The sequence below is a fragment of the Pseudomonas sp. B19(2017) genome, from assembly GCF_002113165.1.
Taxonomy (GTDB): domain Bacteria; phylum Pseudomonadota; class Gammaproteobacteria; order Pseudomonadales; family Pseudomonadaceae; genus Aquipseudomonas.
This window is the reverse complement of the sequence record NZ_NEJR01000003.1, coordinates 76,800-92,576: the sequence shown is the minus strand read 5'-3', so window position 1 is coordinate 92,576 and position 15,777 is coordinate 76,800. Positions and strand designations below refer to the sequence as shown.

Below are 15,777 nucleotides of genomic sequence, written 5' to 3'. Positions count from 1 at the left end.
CTGGAGGTCTCATGCAAGATCTACGTCAGTTGCGCTATTTCGTGGCCGTCGCCGAATGCGAGAACGTCGGCCGTGCCGCCGAGCAGCTGCACATTTCCCAATCGCCCCTCAGCCGGCAGATTGCCCAGCTGGAGGACAACCTTGGCCTGGCGCTGTTCGAACGGCGTAACCAGCGCCTGTACCTGACCAGGGACGGGCGCACCTTCCTGGCCGAAGCGCGTGGCCTGCTCAAGCATGCCGAGCGCCTGGAATCGCTGGGCAAGCGCCTGGGCCGTGGCGAAGAAGGCGGGCTTTGCATCGGTTATGTCAACCACGCCATCCATGCCGGCGTGCTGCCGGGCGCGGTGCGGGCCATTCGAGGCGAGCGCCCGAACATTCACATTGCGCTGTACAACATGACCCCCAACGAACAGTTCGAAGGCCTGCGTCAGCGCAGCCTGGACATTGCCCTGGTGTGCGAGCGGCCGCCAAAGGACGACCCCGACCTGCGTGGCCAGCCGGTGCTGGACGACCCATTGCTGCTCGCCATCCCGGCCGCGCACCCGCTGGCCGGCAAGGCCGGACTGACCCCCGCCGACCTGCACGAGCAGGACTGGATCATCACTGGGGGCCAGCCCGACCAGGTTCACAAGCGCGACAATTTCATCGCCCGCTGTGGCGATGCCGGCTTCACCCCGCGCCTGTCGCTGGAGGCTAACGACCCGCTGAGCGTGCTCGGCCTGGTGTCCGCCGGCCTGGGCCTGGCCATGGTGCAAAGCAGCCTGTCGGCCAGCGCCGGGCCGACCGTGGTGCTGCGCCAACTGGACTGGTTCCAGCCCAGCGAGCAGTTGTGGGCGGTATGGCACCAGGTCGACTTGCGACCGATCGTGGGCATTTTCCGCGAGCAAGTGCTGGCACTGGCCGAGCAGGAAGCGGATAAGTCCAGGAAGGTCTGAACTCAGTCGAATTGCGTCTTTTACAGTCTAAAAGCGGTTCTCTAGGATGGCTCCCATCGATGCAACTCACCCACAGGAGCCATTCCATGAACATCGACCTCGGCGGACGCACCGCCATCATCAGCGGCTCGACCGGCGGTATTGGTCTGGCTATCGCCCGCGGCCTGGCCCGCGCCAACGCCGACGTCGTCATTGCCGGGCGCAGCCAGCATTCGCTGGATGCCGCCCTGGCCGAACTGCGCGAGCAAGGTGGCCGTGGGCAGATCCACGGCGTGGTCGCCGACCTGGGCACCGCCGCCGGTGCCGCAACCCTGTTCGCCGCCCACCCACGGGCCGACATCCTGGTCAACAATCTGGGTATCTACGACGACGTCGACTTCTTCGAGGTGGCCGACAGCGAGTGGACGCGCTTCTACGATACCAACGTACTGAGCGGCGTGCGCCTGGCCCGTCACTATGCCCCGGGGATGGTCGAAAAAGGTTGGGGGCGGATCCTGTTCATCTCCTCGGAATCGGGCATTGCCATCCCTGCCGACATGATCAACTACGGCGTCACCAAGGCCGCCAACCTGGCGGTATCGCATGGCCTGGCCAAGCGCCTGGCCGGTACCGGGGTAACCGTGAACGCCGTGCTGCCCGGCCCGCCCCTGACCGACGGCGTGGCCGCGCTGGTGGCTGATGCAGCCCAGGCGTCCGGGCGCAGCATTCGTGAAGAAGCCGACAATTTCGTGCGTACTGCACGGCCGAGCTCGATCATCCAGCGCGCCGCGGATGTCGACGAAGTCGCCCACCTGGCGGTGTACCTGGCCTCCCCTTACTCCTCCGCCACCACCGGCGCGGCCCTGCGGGTCGACGGCGGCGTAGTCGACAGCCTGGCTATCTGAGTTCAACCTGGGGGCCGCAAAGCGGCCCCAGACTTTTGCCCTGAAATCAAAACACCTTGCCCTCGCCGCAGCTGTTTCCCCCGCCCCATCTCCGCTAGCCTGCCGCCCACACCCGTCTCGAAAGGACCCGCACCATGCCAACCGATCATCAAGCCTGGGCCTGGACCCCGAACGCCGGCCTCGACGGCCTGCATCTGCTGCGTAAACACCTGCCACAACCCGGCCCCGGTGAGGTGCTGGTGGCCAACCGCGCCATTGCCCTCAACCCGGTGGACTGGAAGATCTGCGAGTGGGGCCACCCGGCTTGGCAGCAGGGCACGGTCCCGGGCGTGGATGGCGCCGGTGTGGTAGTCGCCGTTGGCGCAGGCGTCGACATGCCCTTGGGCAGCCGTGTTGCCTACCACCAATCGTTGGCGCGTGACGGCAGTTTTGCCGAGCACTGCCTGCTCGATGCAAGCCTGGTGCTGCATATCCCCAGTGCGCTCGGCGACACCACCGCGGCCGCCGTGCCTTGCCCCGCCCTGACCGCCTGGCAGGCCCTGGCCAAAGTACCCGAGGGTGCCAGCCGCGACGTGCTGGTGATTGGCGCCGGTGGCGCGGTGGGCTTCTACCTCGCGCAACTGGCCGCGCAACGTGGCCTGCGCGTATGGGCCAGTGCCGGCCAACGCCACCACGCCACGCTCAAGGCCCTCGGTGTGAGCGGGGTGTTCGACTACCACGACGCCGACTGGCAGACCCAACTGCAGGGCGCCTTGGGCGAGCGCCCGCTGCATGCGCTGTTCGACACGGTCAGCGGCGCCCATGCAGGCAGCCTTGCCCACCTGCTCGGCTACAACGGCCACCTGGTGTGCATTCAGGACCGCCAGGAAACCGCGCCAACGCCTGCCTTCAGCACGGCGATCTCGCTGCATGAGGTGGCGCTCAACAGCATTCACGCCCACGGCCGATTGGCAGACCGCCAAGCCCTGCGCGTGGCCGGTGAACGACTGCTGCAGGCTGTCGCCGATGGCAGCCTGATCACGCCACAGCGCCGTGAGTTCGCCTTCTCGGCATTGCCACTGGCGCTGCGGCAGTTGAAAGAAGGCCAAGGCCCAGGCAAATGGGTGACACGCCTCGAATAAGGCTGTGCAGGAGAACTTGGATCCCATTCTGCGACACGGTATGCTGGGCAATAGCTAAACGCCACTATCCAGGCAGGCTTCGTACCTGCCTTCAAGGACGAGCCCTTTGCCCAGCCACCCTACCCGTCACACCATCGCCCGCCAGTGGCAGTTGCTCAGGCTGCTGCCGGGCCGTCATCCGGGGATGAGTTCCACCCAGTTGCAGGCTGCCCTGGCAACCACGGGCCATACCACCAGCAAACGCACCGTCGAACGCGACCTGGTCGAACTCGCGGCGCTGTTCCCGCTGCAGTGCAACAGCAAAGGCATGCCCTACGGCTGGTACTGGCAACCAGGCCTGAGCCTGGGCGAGGCGCAACAGCTGCAGCCCGATGCGCTCACACCTGCGCCACAGGTCGAGTTGCACGCCTGGGTCGACGATGCGCTGGCCCGGCGCCTGGAAGCGTCGCCACTGTCGGCAGACATGCAACTGACGCCGCAAGCGAACGGCGGCGCCAGGCTGGTGGCCACCGTCAACGACAACCGTGCGCTGATGGGCTGGCTGTTATCCCAGGCCGGTTCGATCCGTGTGCAGGCGCCACAGGCACTGCGCCAGGCCATGCTCGAACAGTTGCGCCAGAGCCTGGCGCTGCACGAGGAGGGTTGTTGAGTGGCAAGCAAAAGTCATTACCCCCCCCGGGGTAATGCCAGTCAGTTAAGGTTTCAAAAGGCTTCACTGGGGCTGCTTTGCAGCCCAAGGCTGCTCCTACAAGGGGGGAACGGTCGGGCCGTTAGAACGTACCGGGGAACGCCCCACCATCGATCAACAGGTTCTGCCCGGTGATGTACCCGGCATGCGCACTGCACAGGAACGCGCAGTAAGCACCGAATTCATCGGCACTGCCAAAGCGCGCCGCCGGGATGGCCTTGCGCCGCGCCTGGGCGGTGGCTTGCACATCGCCACCTGCCGCCTTCAGGGTTTTCTGCAGGCGCGCCGTGTCGAACGCCCCAGGCAGCAGGTTGTTCAGCGTCACGTTGCTGCCCGCCAGGCGCTGCTGACGGGCCAGGCCGGCAATGAAGCCGGTCAGGCCACTGCGTGCACCATTGGACAAGCCCAGAATGTCGATCGGCGCCTTCACCGCGCCGGAGGTGATGTTCACCACCCGGCCGAACCCGCGTTCGGCCATGCCATCGACCACCGCCTTGATCAGCTCGATAGGGGTAAGCATGTTGGCGTCCAGCGCCTTCAGCCAGTCCTCACGCCCCCAGTCACGGAAATCACCCGGCGGCGGGCCACCGGCGTTGTTGACCAGGATATCCACCTGCGGGCAGGCGGCCAGCAGTGCCTGGCGCACCTCGGCGTCAGCGACATCACCGGCCACGCTGCGCACCTCGATACCCGGGCAGGCCGCACGCAACTCGGCGGCCGTTTGCTCCAGGGTGGCCTGGGTGCGGGCATTGATGACCAGGTTGACGCCTTCTCTGCCCAGCGCCTCGGCGCAGCCTTTGCCCAGGCCCTGGCTGGCCGCGCAGACGATGGCCCAGCGGCCGGTAATACCTAGATCCATTGGGTTGCTCCTTGATGCAATGCCGTTACAGGGTCACCGGATCGGCGAAAACGCGGCCGGCATCAGCAGCTTCGACTCCATCCGCACCAGCATCGGAAAGGCTACCGGGATGAAGCGCTCCAGCCAGTCCGCATCGCGGTACAGGGCGGCACGGCGCTCGATGCGCTCGTCAAGGCTCTCGTAGGCCCAGATGTGCACCACCTGGTTCAGTTCGCCGATCTCGGTGTACCACCAGCCCACCAGCTTGGCGTAGCGTGAGATCACCGGCAAGCCTTCCTTTTCGAAGTGCTCCAGGTATTGCTTCATCTTGCCGATGTGCAGGGTATAGGTACGCATTTCATAGAACATGGTCGTGGTTCCGTTAAGGTTCAGAGGTTGCCGTGGTAGGCGTCGGTGATCAGGCGCTCGACATCACGCGCGGTGGTCAGGCGTGGGTTGACCAGCACGTTGCCGCTGCGCATCGAGTCGCTGACCATCTGCGGCAGAAACTCCAGGTCCACGCCCAGCTCACGGATGGTCGCGGGGATGCCGATGGCCTGGTTCAGGGCCACCACCGCCTCTACCGTGCACGCCGCAGCCTGCTCCACGCTGAGCCCGGTCACATCGGCGCCCAGGGCAATGGCGATGTCGCGGAAGCGCTCCGGGCAGGCCGGCAGGTTGAACTTGATCACGTAAGGCAGCAGGGCGGCGTTGGCGATGCCATGGGGGATGTTGAACACCCCGCCGAACGTGTGGGAAATGGCATGCACGTTGCCCAGTCTGGATTGCGAGAACGCCACCCCGGCCAGGAACGAGCCCAGCAGCATCTGCTCGCGGGCGGCCATGTCGGTGCCGACGAAGTAGGTTTTTTTCAGGCTGCCGGCAATCATGCGAATGGCTTGCAGGGCCATGGCCTGGCTGATGGAGTTGGCTTGGCGCGACACATACGACTCGATGGCGTGGGTCAGCGCATCCATGCCAGTGGCAGCGGTGATGGCCGCAGGCAGTTTCAGGGTCAGTGCCGGGTCAAGGATTGCCAGCCGCGGGAACAGCCGCGGGCTGACGATCACCGTCTTGAACAGCGTGCGCTTGTTGGTGAACACGGTCGACGCCGTGCATTCGCTGCCGGTACCCGAGGTGGTCGGGATGGCGAAGATCGGCAGCGGCGGCTGGGTGAGTTTGTCGTAGCCCTCATAGTCTAGGATGTTGCCAGGGTTGGTAGCCATCGCCGCCACGCCCTTGGCGGTGTCGATGCTGCTGCCGCCACCCACGCCGATCACGGCGGTGCAGTTGCGCTGTTTAAGCAGCGCCACGGCAGCATCGAGCACGTCGGTGCCGGGGTTGGCTTCAACGGCGCAGAACAGCTGGTAGTCGATGCCCGCCTGCTCCAGCGAGGCAAAAAAGCCGGCCAGGATGCCAGCGTCGATCAGGCCCTGGTCTGTGACCACCAGCAGGGGGCCGTCCAGGTACGGTTTTAACAGCGCACCGGCCTGGTCGGCCAGGCCCGCGCCGCATTTGGCAATGGTAGGAAAATGGAACTGGAACTGGTTCATGAGGGGTCCTCAGGCAACTGCGTTGTTCTTGTTGTGCCCGCCGCGACGCTGGCGGGCCGTGCCGGGGCAATCTAGAGCGCAGGCCGGGGCCGCCGATAATGAAAAGAGCTGATCCGCCAATAACCACTGCTTATCCCCTGACCGGGTAATAAGCAGCCGTTATTGGCGGATCAGCTCTTTTCATTACCCGCCCCGTCGGCTGCGCTCCAACAATCGGCCTGCGTAATTGCTACGCCTCCCGATAATCACAACAACGAGCTCCTGCGATGAAGACCTTCCCCTCCCCGGCCGACCTGGCGCTGCCCGCTGCGGCCCCGATGACCACGGTGCGCTGGCGCATCTTCCTGATCCTGTTGCTGCTGACCGCAATCAACTACATCGACCGCGCCTCGCTGTCGGTGGCGCTGCCGCTGATCGCCCCCGAATTCAATCTGACCCCGGCCATGGAAGGTCTGATGCTCAGTGCGTTCTTCTGGTCGTATGCCTTGATGCAGATTCCTGGCGGCCTGTTGCTGGACCGCTTCCACACCCGCGGCATCATTGGCGCGGCAACCGTGGCCTGGGGCCTGTTCCAGGCGCTGGGCGCGGCCTCGCACAACTGGCTGGTCCTGCTGCTGACGCGCATCGGCCTGGGAGTGGCCGAGTCGCCGATCATGCCCGCCGGGGCCAAACTCAATGGCGCCTGGCTGACGCCCAACGAGCGCGGCCGTGGCGCCGTGCTGGTAGATGGCGGCGCACCTCTGGGCAGCGCCCTGGGGGCGATCCTGATTTCCGGGTTGATCGCCTGGCTGGGCTCGTGGCGCCTGGCCTTCGTGGTGGCCGGGGTCGGCACCGTGCTGGCCGGCATTCTGGCGTGGAAGTACATCCGCAACCACCCCAGCGAACACCCGGGGGTGAACGAGGCCGAGCTGCGCCACATCACCGCAGGCAATGCCAGTGCCCATGCCGCGGCGGCCAAGACCAACCTGCCGCTGCGCGAGCTGCTCAAGGACCGTTCGATCTTTGCCATGTTCGCCGGCTACAGCTGCATCCTGGCGGTGTTCTACGGCCTGCTGACCTGGATGCCGAGCTACCTGCACAAAGCCCATGGCCTGAACATCTCGGCCATGGGCGGAGCAACCTTCCTGATCTTCATGTGCGGGTTTGTCGGCGAGCTGATCGGCGGCTGGATCGGTGACCGCTGGCGGGCCAGCGGTGCCTCGCCGAACCTGGTGATGCGCACCCTGTTCAGCGGTTCGGCGCTGGTGGCGGCGCTGTGCATCCTGGCAGCAGCCTATGTGGGCGAAACCGTCGCGGTGGTCAGCCTGCTGTGCGTGGCGATGTTCTTCATCCGTTGGTGCGGGATGTACTGGTGCCTGCCGGCGATCATTGGTGGGCCGTCGCGCACCGGCGTACTGGGTGGCACCATGAACTTCTGCGGCAACATGGCCGGGGTGCTGGTGCCGATCGTGATCGGGCTGATCGTACAGTTCACCGGGGATTACTTCTTTGCGCTGATCTTCTTTGTGGTGGCGGCGGTGTTGATTGCGGTGTTCTCGAGCCTTATCGATTACCGCGAGCGGCAGTTCTGAGGTTTGGGATTGCAAGCCCCTGTGGGAGCGGGCGTGCCCGCGAAGCAGGCAACGCGGTGGATGGCACCGGCTGCGCCGGTGTTCGCGGGCACGCCCGCTCCCACAGGGGCCGCTATAGGTTTCGACCAGCCGTCAACTCCTCCACCAGCAAGCGCGCCGCCGGTGACAGCGGCGCGGCCACCCGGTGCACGATGCCGAACGGTTCGCTCAGCGCCCGCAGCTGCACGGCCAGCGACACCAGCAACCCGCGATGCTCGGCAAAGGCCGCCACCGCGCTGGGGATCACCGCTACCAGCGTCGGGTCATCCTCCAGCAGCATGAAGGTGGCAAAGGTGGAGAAGGTTTCCAACGGATAGCGTGGCACCTCCACCCCCGCCTCGCTCAACTCACGCTCCAGCGCCTGGCGCATGGGCATGTTGGCCGGGTACACAACCCAGCGGTACTGGCTCAGGTCGCCCACTGCCAGCGCCGCCGCCCCAGCCAGCGGGTGCTGCGGGTGCGCGACCACCGCCAGCGGCTCCTGGGCCAACTCGACAAAAGCGTAGTCCGCCGCATTACGGCCCAACCCCGGCCGGCAGATCGCCAGGTCCAGGCGCCCTTCATCGAGCTGGGCCAGCAGGTTGGCACTGGTGTTCTCGGCGATCTCCACCGCCAGTTGCGGCTGCTTGCTGCGCAGCCGCCCGAGGGCGCCGACCAAGGTCGGCATGGCACCCATGATGCTGCCCACCGCCAGCCGTCCACCCTGCCCCTGGACGATGCCCAGCACTTCTTCGCGCAAATGCCCAAGGTCGCTGTGGATCAAGCGCGCATAACGCACCACGCAACGCCCCACGTCATTGGCCACCAAGCCGCTAGGCAGGCGCTGGAACAACGGCACGCCCAGCACCTCCTCCACCTCACGCAAGGCCTTGGTGGCTCCGGGCTGGGAGATCGCCATGGCCTCCGCCGCCTTGTGCAAGGAGCCGCAGCGGTCCAGTTCGATCAGCAGGCGCAACTGACGCAGGCGCAGGCGGGAAAAAATCGAATCCAGGGTGGGAATCATCGGGCAGGCTCGGCATGGGTCTTGGAATGCCGAGCACTATAGAGGGTCGCAAACTCACGATTGTTGACTTGGGGGCAAATGACCTTTGCCTCAGAAACACCCATTTTGCATTTTCTGTAGGAGCAGCCTTGTGCTGCGAAGAGGCTCCCCTAAAGTTGAAGCGTTCAGTGCGGCTTACGGCGCGACAGGCAGGCATACCCAAGGCCCAGCACGCTGGCCACCAACAAACCCAGCAGTACCACCAGCTCGCGGCTGTAGCGGGCCACCCAGGCCGGGAAACCGATGACCTCGCGGTACACCTGTATGTCGGCCTTACCGTCCGCGTGACTGATGCTGACCCCGCCCTGGCGGATCTGCGAATAGTCCGCATCGAAATACACCCATACCTTGCATGCGCCACCCGGCTCGATGGCGGCGATATCCGCTTGCATGGTGGCGGTTTCCAGGATGGTGTCATTGCCCGCGGCATCGCGCACCTGCACCAGGCCCTTGGCCGGCAGGCGGATTTTCACCTGACGCACTTGCGTATCACCGCTGTTGCGCAACTCGATGAGCAAACCCGTGCGGTGGTCGACCAGCCCGGCCTCGAAGGGCTTGGCGAACAGTTGGGCATAGGGTGCCTGGGCCATTTCGATCAGGCGCTCGACCTGATCGTGGCTCAGCGTGCCCTGGCTGATGGTGTTGATATGCCCCTGCAACTGCTCGTACTTGAGCTGTTCGCTGGCCTTGCTGATGCGTTCGCTGAACTGGCTGGGATAGGTGAGGTAGGCGTAGGTCAGCGATGCCTCCAGGCGCGGGTTGCTTCTGAACACCCCATAGACGACCAGCAGGACCATCAGGCCAAGCAGCACGGCTACCAGAAGCTTCCCCACCTTGTCCCAGCTCAATGCGACCTTCCTTCTGTGGTGATACAGACGATTCAAACTGACCAAGGGTGCCAAGTTCGCGCCCCCCAGGCAAGCCTGACTAGGGCTGCTCCTCACCTTCCCGCGCCTGGCGCAACTGCTGCAACTGGCCATCGATCAGCGCCTTGGCCATGCCTGCCAGGTAGCACGTGGCCTGCATCATCACCTTGCGGTCGCCAGGCCGGTCGATGGCCTTGCGGGTGAGCTCGGTAATGCAGCCCATGATATTCGATGCTTCCATCAGCGCCGTGCGCATGGGCAACTGCGCTTTCATCTGCACCAGTTCGGCACCGCCGTGACCAAAGCGGCCCGCTGCGCGCACGACATTGAGATTGCTGTTTTCTTTCGGAGTGTCTTTGTCCATGTCCATTCCTCGGGGTTACGAGCGTGCCGAGACTAGGGTGCTGCCTGCCCCACTACAATCACCTTGGGGTGGAAAGGCTAACTTTCGGAAATGGACTACAAAATCCCCACGAAAGGGACGCTCTGCCAATGACCAGGCGCTTGACCGGCAACCGCCAGTGGCGGACGATCAACCTCCCCCACACAAGGATGAACACCATGCTACGGATACTGGGCAGAGCCTCTTCCATCAACGTACGAAAAGTCCTGTGGGCGTGCGCCGAGTTCGAGGTCCCGTTCGAGCGCGAAGACTGGGGGTCGGGCTTCAGGCCCACGGACAGCGCCGAATTCCTTGCATTGAACCCCAACGCCATGATCCCGGTGATCCAGGATGGCGATTTCACCCTGTGGGAATCCAACAGCATCATCCGCTACCTGGCCACGCGCTACGGCGCCACCGCGTTCTACCCGGGCGAGGCACAGGCACGGGCGAGGATCGATCAGTGGATCGACTGGCAGGCGTCGGACCTCAATCGCTCGTGGAGCTACCCGTTCATGTCGCTGGTCAGGCACTCGCCCGCCCACCAGGACGCACAGGCCCTGGCAGCCGGCTGCGCGGAGTGGTCGCGCTACATGCACATTCTTGACCGCCAGCTGGCAAACACCGGTGCCTACGTGGCCGGCGGCCAGTTCACCCTGGCCGACATCCCAATTGGCCTGTCGGTCAACCGCTGGTTCGAAACGCCGTTCGAGCACCCGCACCTGCCGGCCGTGCGCGATTATTACGAGCGGCTGAGCGAACGCCCGGCCTATCACCTGCATGGCCGTAACGGTACGCCGTGATGGGCAAAAGTGTGGGGCTGCCTTGCAGCCCCTGAAGTCTCCACCTGTTAAACAGCAACCTGACTCGCCGCAGCCCCCGACCGCCCCCGCCAGGCGAACAGCAGCACCATCACCAAGCCCAAAGCCGCCATCGCCGCCCCCGCCAGGGAAACCGCCGGATACCCCAACCCCGCATTGATCACCGCCCCACCCAGCGCCGCGCCAATCGCGTTACCCAGGTTGAACGCCCCAATATTTACCGCCGACGCCAGGTTAGGCGCATCCTTGGCCGCTTCCATCACCCGCATCTGCAGCGGCGGCACCAAGGCAAAGCTGGCAGCGCCCCACACCAGTACCGCCAGCGCGGTCGGCAGCGGCCAGTCCATCACCAGCGGGAACACCAGCAGCACCGCAATCAACGTGGCCAGTGACAGCATCAGGGTTCGGTCGATCGAGCGGTCCGCGGCCTTGCCACCCCAGACGTTGCCCAAGGTCAGGCCGACACCGAACAACACCAGCATGGCCGTGACGAAGGTGGTGGAAGCCGCCGCCTCGCTTTGCAGGATCGGCGCGATATAGGTGAATACCGTGAACATCGCACTGGAGCCCACCACGGTCAGCAGCAATGCCGCCAGCACCGGCCCGCGGCCCAGCACGCGGATTTCGGCCATTGCCCCGTCACCCTTGGGCAACGGTACATTGGGCAGCGCATGCCAGAGGGTGGTCATTGCCACCAGGCCGAGCCCGGCGATGCCCCAGAATGCCGTACGCCAGCCCAGCATTTCACCGAACCAGGTCGCCAGTGGCACCCCGCCGATGGTGGCCAGGGTCAAGCCCATGAACATCGCGGCCACGGCCCCGGCGCGCTTCTCGGGCGGCACCACGCTGGCCGCGACGATCGAGCCAATGCCGAAGAACGCACCGTGGTTCAGCGAGGTGACCACGCGGGCGACCAGCAGGCTGGCGTAGTCGCTGGCCAGGGCCGACATCAGGTTGCCCAAAGTGAAGATGGCCATCAGGCCGATCAACAGGTAACGCCGCGGGACCTTCACCGTGGCCAGGGTCATCAGTGGTGCGCCGATCAGCACACCGATCGCATAGGCACTGACCAACAGCCCCGCAGCCGGGATTGAGACGCCAAGGTCGGTGGCGATGCTGGGCAGCATGCCCATGGGGGCGAACTCGGTGACACCGATGCCAAAGGCTCCGATGGCGAGTGCGACAAGCGGTGGATTGATACGCATGGCAAACTCCTTATCTGTGCTGCAAATGCTACGATCAGAAGCTGAGCGGCACTAGACTGCGTTTTTGCGAACCACCTTTGCTGAAGAGGCACAAATGGACTTCAGTGGAAGATCCGGAGAGATGGAAATATTCGCCAAGGTGGCCCAGGAGGGCAGCCTGTCCGCCGCCGCCCGGGCGCTGGGCCTTACGCCTTCGGCGGTCAGCCGCATCCTCGCGCGGACCGAACAGCGCCTGGGCACCCGCCTGATGCTGCGTACCACCCGGGCGATCACCCTCACGCCCGAGGGTGAAGCGTACCTGCGCGGTGCACGGCGGGTGCTGGCCGACATGCTCGAAGTGGAAGAGGCCATCACCGACCAGGGCGTGCCACGCGGGCGCTTGCGGGTGAGCGCTGCGCTGGGCCATGGCCGGCTGACCGTGGTGCCGTTGCTGGCCGCGTTCAGCGCACGCTACCCGCAGGTGCTGGTCGACCTTACCCTCAGTGACGAAGTGGCCGACATACTCGGAGGCCAGGCCGACGTGGCGCTGCGCTTCGGCCACCTGCCGGACAGCTCGTTGAGCGCCCGCGCCATTGGCGAAACCGGTCAGGTGATCGTCGCCTCGCCCGATTACCTGGCGCGCTGCGGCACGCCGCTTGTGCCGGAGGACCTGGCCGAGCACAACTGCCTGCGCTTCAACTTCCGCCGCGCCGCGCCCGACTGGCCGTTCCGCCGCGACGGGCAGGTATTTTCATTGAAGGTGACGGGCAATATCGAATGCAGCAGCGGCGAAGCCCTGGCGCAGTTGGCCAGGCTCGGCGCCGGCGTGGCGCGCATCGGAACCTTTACCGTGGCCGATGACCTGGCCAGCGGACAGCTGGTGCCGTTGCTGGAGGTGTACAACCCCGGTGATCGCGAACCGATCCATGCGGTGTTCGTCGGCGGCCCGGCGATGCCGGCGCGGGTGCGGGTGTTCGTGGATTTTCTGGTGGAGCAACCGTCAGGCCTGGGCTGTCGCGCAGAGAACTGAGTCCACAAGCCCATTCGCGCACCTGTGGGAGCGGGCGTGCCCGCGAAGAATCCAACACAGTGCCTGGCACCGGCTACGCCGGTGTTCGCGGGCATGCCCGCTCCCACGGGGCCCCTGCCAATTCAATGAGTCATGTGCGGTTCCATGAAAGCGGCATCCACCGATCAGGCAGTACAATGCCGCACTCTTACGTTAGCCACGCAAAGGACCGCCCATGCTTTACGTCGTCATGCTCGGAGGCCGCCACCCCGGCGCCAAGATCGAAGTCCACGATGTGGTGTTCGCCCAGGCCGACACCTTCGAACAGGCCTACCCGCAATTGCGCCAGGCCTGGTTCGGCAGCCCGCGAGGTTTGCATATCGATTCGTGGCTGGAACTGCACGGTATCGACGGCCAACGCATCGAACTGCGCCCTGACGCCCCGGCCCCTGGCGCCCTGCGCCTGTACTTCATCAACCTCGGTGGCTACGAACGCGAGATATTCGGCGAGGCCCACCGCTACCTGCTGGTTACTGCCCACAACAAGGCCGAGGCCAAGGCCCTGGGCAAACAACGCATGCAGGCGGACTGGCTGAAGCCGCATACCGATGCCTTGCTGGATGTGGACGATTGCCTGGCGATCGATCGGGTGGCAGGCCAGTTCGTGCACCTGGTCGAAGGCGCACACGAGCCGGTGGTGGTGCGTAACGACTACATCCTGATCTGACGCCAACAGCGCCGCGAAGCGCGCGGTACACTTGCCTTCAGCTCAGGCTCAGGAGTTGTTTCATGCCCTACCCCATCGAACAGAAACTGGTCATCGGCGTTGCTTCGAGTGCGCTGTTCGACCTCACCGTCTCGGATGACATCTACCAGACCCAGGGCGTCGAGGCTTACCGTCAGCACCAGCAGCAGAACCTGGACGAACCTTTCCCCAAGGGCGTGGCGTTCCCGTTCATTCGCCGCTTCCTGAGCATCAACCAGGCGTTCCCCGAGCAGTTGCCGGTAGAGGTCGTGCTGCTGTCGCGCAACTCGCCGGAAACCGGCCTGCGGGTGTTTCGCTCGATCAGCCACTACCAGCTGGACATCACCCGTGCGGCGTTCATGTCGGGCCGATCGCCCTACGAGTATATCCCGGCGTTCAATGCCTCGCTGTTCCTCAGTGCCAACGAGGAGGATGTGCAGAAAGCCATCGACGCCGACTACCCGGCCGGTCGGGTGCTGCCGACACGCATCTACGATGACGAGATCGACACCGAACTGCGGGTGGCCTTTGACTTTGACGGGGTGATCGCCGATGACGAGGCGGAGCGCGTGTACAAGCGCGACGACAACCTGGACGAGTTTCAGGAGCATGAGCGGGCGCGCAAGGGCATCCCGCACTCGCCGGGGCCGTTGGCGGACCTGTACCGCAAGCTTTCGCTGATTCGCATGCTCGAGGACCGCAAGTTGGCCGAGGACCCGGCGTACAAACGGATTCTGCGGATTGCGATAGTGACGGCGCGCAATGCACCTTCGCATGAGCGGGTGGTGACGACGCTGAAGGACTGGGGCGTATCGCCGGACGAGTGCTTCTTTCTGGGTGGGATGGAGAAGCCCAGGGTGTTGTCGATATTGAAGCCGCATGTGTTCTTTGATGACCAGCGTAGTCATCTGCAGTCGCCGGCGGGGGATTTGCCGATGGTGCATGTGCCGTTCGGGGTGGCGAATCGCGAGCGTTCGGCGGCTGACTCTGTGCTCAATGTGCCAGCTCACACTTCGATCGCACCGATTTGATGTGATGTGCAGTACCTGTGTGGGAGCGGGCAAGCCCGCGAAGTGGCCTCAACTTGTTTAGCTGATGGGCAGTAGGGTTCACCCGCGAACACTGGCGACTCCCTACTGTGCGACTTTCTTCAAAGCAATACCGCTGCCACGCCGACTGCAAGGAGTGCAGCACCGAGAACAGTTGAGCTGATCAGCAGGCGTTTGGCCAAGCGAGCCTGCTCGACCGTCTGTTGCTCCAGACGCAATTCCAGCGCCTGGCTTTTTTCAATGCTGGGCTCCAAGTGTTGTTTGATCGCATGCTCAAGTCGAGCAGGCAAGGCCTGATCGAAGGCATCAAGCTTACCGTCAATCGCTTCGCTATGGCTGGCAAGTTTCTGCTTTTGGTCATGGGCGATGCGCAGTAGCTGCTTGTCCCTTGCTTCCAGATTGCTGACTGCGGCTGCAAGAGAATCTGCAACATCCTTGCGTGCAACTTCGAGTTGCCGACCAATTTCAGTCAGTAATTCCTGGCTGACCTGGCCAATGCGCTTCTCGGCCGCCTCGACCCGCTGTACGCAACCGATCAAGTCACGCGCTTGGGCCGCGGTGAGGCCTTTAGCCTCGAGTAGCCCTTGGTTGGCCGTGCGAATGTCCTGCTGTTGGGACGCCAGCTGCTCCTGCTGCTCAAGGATTTGAACATTCTGTGCCCGCAACTGGGCCGCTTGAGCCTCAAGACGCTGCTGCTGACTTAGTAAAATATCTTGCTGATCGCACAGCACTTTCGACACCGCGGTGTTGAAAATGAGCAACTGCGATGAGTGCCGGTTGAGGTTGGCAATCTCGGTACTCAGGGTGAGTTGAGCATCCTTGATCTTGTCCTCGGTGTTGTTCCACCAATTGCTCAGAATATTCTGAGAGCTCTTTTCACTGCGCGCCCTTTGCAACGCATCGTTGGCGCTCTTGGCCTGGTTCTGCGCATCAACGACTGCAGTAATCAGTTGTTTTACACAGCTGCCACCAATTACCGATTCTGACAAATCCGCTTGAGACAACGCGGTGACGATCTGGATTTCCTTGCCTTTCAAACTACTCATTGCG

Annotated in this window: 17 protein-coding genes; 9 read left to right on the top strand and 8 right to left on the bottom strand. The window is 64.2% G+C overall.

The genetic code is table 11. The features are described from left to right. The first annotated feature begins 11 nt into the window (after positions 1-11). From CAF70_RS06260 to CAF70_RS06245, 4 genes are all read left to right on the top strand, one after another. On the top strand, positions 12-935 hold the full coding sequence (locus tag CAF70_RS06260; protein WP_085623506.1) for a LysR substrate-binding domain-containing protein: 924 nt from the start codon (positions 12-14) through the stop codon (positions 933-935). A gap of 86 nt (positions 936-1,021) precedes the next feature. Further along, entirely contained in the window at positions 1,022-1,819 is a 798-nt protein-coding gene (locus CAF70_RS06255; RefSeq protein ID WP_085623508.1) for an SDR family NAD(P)-dependent oxidoreductase, read from the top strand. Between the two features lie 134 nt (positions 1,820-1,953). Further along, positions 1,954-2,940 (top strand): zinc-binding dehydrogenase, encoded by a 987-nt coding sequence (locus tag CAF70_RS06250; RefSeq protein WP_085623510.1) that lies wholly within the window; start codon positions 1,954-1,956, stop codon positions 2,938-2,940. Positions 2,941-3,046: 106 nt separating this feature from the next. Continuing rightward, the gene (locus CAF70_RS06245; protein ID WP_085623512.1) at positions 3,047-3,589 is read left to right on the top strand and encodes a WYL domain-containing protein; all 543 of its coding nucleotides are present in this window, start codon (positions 3,047-3,049) and stop codon (positions 3,587-3,589) included. A gap of 121 nt (positions 3,590-3,710) precedes the next feature. Here CAF70_RS06245 and CAF70_RS06240 read toward each other — a convergent pair whose 3' ends face one another. Genes CAF70_RS06240 through CAF70_RS06230 form a run of 3 tightly spaced genes read right to left on the bottom strand, consistent with a single transcriptional unit; the run spans position 3,711 to position 6,019 of the window. Then, positions 3,711-4,487 (bottom strand): SDR family oxidoreductase, encoded by a 777-nt coding sequence (locus tag CAF70_RS06240; protein ID WP_085623514.1) that lies wholly within the window; start codon positions 4,485-4,487, stop codon positions 3,711-3,713. Positions 4,488-4,520: 33 nt separating this feature from the next. Continuing rightward, the gene (locus CAF70_RS06235) at positions 4,521-4,835 is read right to left on the bottom strand and encodes an NIPSNAP family protein (protein ID WP_085623516.1); all 315 of its coding nucleotides are present in this window, start codon (positions 4,833-4,835) and stop codon (positions 4,521-4,523) included. Positions 4,836-4,855: 20 nt separating this feature from the next. Next, positions 4,856-6,019, bottom strand: a complete 1,164-nt coding sequence (locus CAF70_RS06230; protein ID WP_085623518.1) for an iron-containing alcohol dehydrogenase — start codon at positions 6,017-6,019, stop codon at positions 4,856-4,858. Positions 6,020-6,285: 266 nt separating this feature from the next. Between CAF70_RS06230 and CAF70_RS06225 the strand changes: the two genes are divergently transcribed. Beyond that, complete coding sequence (locus CAF70_RS06225) at positions 6,286-7,590, top strand: MFS transporter (protein WP_085623520.1); 1,305 nt, start codon at positions 6,286-6,288, stop codon at positions 7,588-7,590. Between the two features lie 112 nt (positions 7,591-7,702). On the opposite strand, the gene CAF70_RS06220 is transcribed toward CAF70_RS06225, so the two are convergent. From CAF70_RS06220 to CAF70_RS06210, 3 genes are all read right to left on the bottom strand, one after another. Next, positions 7,703-8,632, bottom strand: a complete 930-nt coding sequence (locus CAF70_RS06220) for a LysR family transcriptional regulator (protein ID WP_085623522.1) — start codon at positions 8,630-8,632, stop codon at positions 7,703-7,705. Between the two features lie 164 nt (positions 8,633-8,796). Beyond that, positions 8,797-9,519 carry a hypothetical protein gene (locus tag CAF70_RS06215; protein WP_085623524.1) on the bottom strand — a complete coding sequence of 241 codons (723 nt, stop codon included), beginning with the start codon at positions 9,517-9,519 and terminating at the stop codon, positions 8,797-8,799. Positions 9,520-9,598: 79 nt separating this feature from the next. Further along, positions 9,599-9,901, bottom strand: a complete 303-nt coding sequence (locus tag CAF70_RS06210) for a DUF3077 domain-containing protein (RefSeq protein ID WP_085623526.1) — start codon at positions 9,899-9,901, stop codon at positions 9,599-9,601. A gap of 197 nt (positions 9,902-10,098) precedes the next feature. On the opposite strand from CAF70_RS06210, the gene CAF70_RS06205 reads away from it, so the two are divergent. Next, on the top strand, positions 10,099-10,722 hold the full coding sequence (locus tag CAF70_RS06205; RefSeq protein ID WP_085623528.1) for a glutathione S-transferase family protein: 624 nt from the start codon (positions 10,099-10,101) through the stop codon (positions 10,720-10,722). A 47-nt stretch (positions 10,723-10,769) separates the two neighbouring features. Here the strand turns inward: CAF70_RS06205 and CAF70_RS06200 are convergent, their stop codons facing one another. Next, positions 10,770-11,945: an MFS transporter gene (locus tag CAF70_RS06200; protein ID WP_085623530.1), complete on the bottom strand. Its 1,176-nt coding sequence runs from the start codon at positions 11,943-11,945 to the stop codon at positions 10,770-10,772. A gap of 94 nt (positions 11,946-12,039) precedes the next feature. Between CAF70_RS06200 and CAF70_RS06195 the strand changes: the two genes are divergently transcribed. From CAF70_RS06195 to CAF70_RS06180, 3 genes are all read left to right on the top strand, one after another. Further along, the gene (locus tag CAF70_RS06195) at positions 12,040-12,954 is read left to right on the top strand and encodes a LysR family transcriptional regulator (protein WP_085623532.1); all 915 of its coding nucleotides are present in this window, start codon (positions 12,040-12,042) and stop codon (positions 12,952-12,954) included. Positions 12,955-13,168: 214 nt separating this feature from the next. Next, positions 13,169-13,660 carry a DUF1543 domain-containing protein gene (locus CAF70_RS06185; RefSeq protein WP_085623534.1) on the top strand — a complete coding sequence of 164 codons (492 nt, stop codon included), beginning with the start codon at positions 13,169-13,171 and terminating at the stop codon, positions 13,658-13,660. 62 nt (positions 13,661-13,722) lie between these two features. Then, positions 13,723-14,709: a 5'-nucleotidase gene (locus tag CAF70_RS06180; RefSeq protein WP_085623536.1), complete on the top strand. Its 987-nt coding sequence runs from the start codon at positions 13,723-13,725 to the stop codon at positions 14,707-14,709. Positions 14,710-14,828: 119 nt separating this feature from the next. Here the strand turns inward: CAF70_RS06180 and CAF70_RS06175 are convergent, their stop codons facing one another. Beyond that, the gene (locus CAF70_RS06175) at positions 14,829-15,773 is read right to left on the bottom strand and encodes a hypothetical protein (RefSeq protein ID WP_085623538.1); all 945 of its coding nucleotides are present in this window, start codon (positions 15,771-15,773) and stop codon (positions 14,829-14,831) included. Between the last annotated feature and the right edge of the window lie 4 nt (positions 15,774-15,777).

Coding starts and splice junctions, on each gene's coding strand:
- CAF70_RS06260 (WP_085623506.1), top strand. CDS start 12: ATGCAAGATCTACGTCAGTTGCGCTATTTCGTGGCCGTCGCCGAATGC.
- CAF70_RS06255 (WP_085623508.1), top strand. CDS start 1,022: ATGAACATCGACCTCGGCGGACGCACCGCCATCATCAGCGGCTCGACC.
- CAF70_RS06250 (WP_085623510.1), top strand. CDS start 1,954: ATGCCAACCGATCATCAAGCCTGGGCCTGGACCCCGAACGCCGGCCTC.
- CAF70_RS06240 (WP_085623514.1), bottom strand. CDS start 4,487: ATGGATCTAGGTATTACCGGCCGCTGGGCCATCGTCTGCGCGGCCAGC.
- CAF70_RS06235 (WP_085623516.1), bottom strand. CDS start 4,835: ATGTTCTATGAAATGCGTACCTATACCCTGCACATCGGCAAGATGAAG.
- CAF70_RS06230 (WP_085623518.1), bottom strand. CDS start 6,019: ATGAACCAGTTCCAGTTCCATTTTCCTACCATTGCCAAATGCGGCGCG.
- CAF70_RS06225 (WP_085623520.1), top strand. CDS start 6,286: ATGAAGACCTTCCCCTCCCCGGCCGACCTGGCGCTGCCCGCTGCGGCC.
- CAF70_RS06220 (WP_085623522.1), bottom strand. CDS start 8,632: ATGATTCCCACCCTGGATTCGATTTTTTCCCGCCTGCGCCTGCGTCAG.
- CAF70_RS06210 (WP_085623526.1), bottom strand. CDS start 9,901: ATGGACAAAGACACTCCGAAAGAAAACAGCAATCTCAATGTCGTGCGC.
- CAF70_RS06205 (WP_085623528.1), top strand. CDS start 10,099: ATGCTACGGATACTGGGCAGAGCCTCTTCCATCAACGTACGAAAAGTC.
- CAF70_RS06200 (WP_085623530.1), bottom strand. CDS start 11,945: ATGCGTATCAATCCACCGCTTGTCGCACTCGCCATCGGAGCCTTTGGC.
- CAF70_RS06195 (WP_085623532.1), top strand. CDS start 12,040: ATGGACTTCAGTGGAAGATCCGGAGAGATGGAAATATTCGCCAAGGTG.
- CAF70_RS06185 (WP_085623534.1), top strand. CDS start 13,169: ATGCTTTACGTCGTCATGCTCGGAGGCCGCCACCCCGGCGCCAAGATC.
- CAF70_RS06180 (WP_085623536.1), top strand. CDS start 13,723: ATGCCCTACCCCATCGAACAGAAACTGGTCATCGGCGTTGCTTCGAGT.
- CAF70_RS06175 (WP_085623538.1), bottom strand. CDS start 15,773: ATGAGTAGTTTGAAAGGCAAGGAAATCCAGATCGTCACCGCGTTGTCT.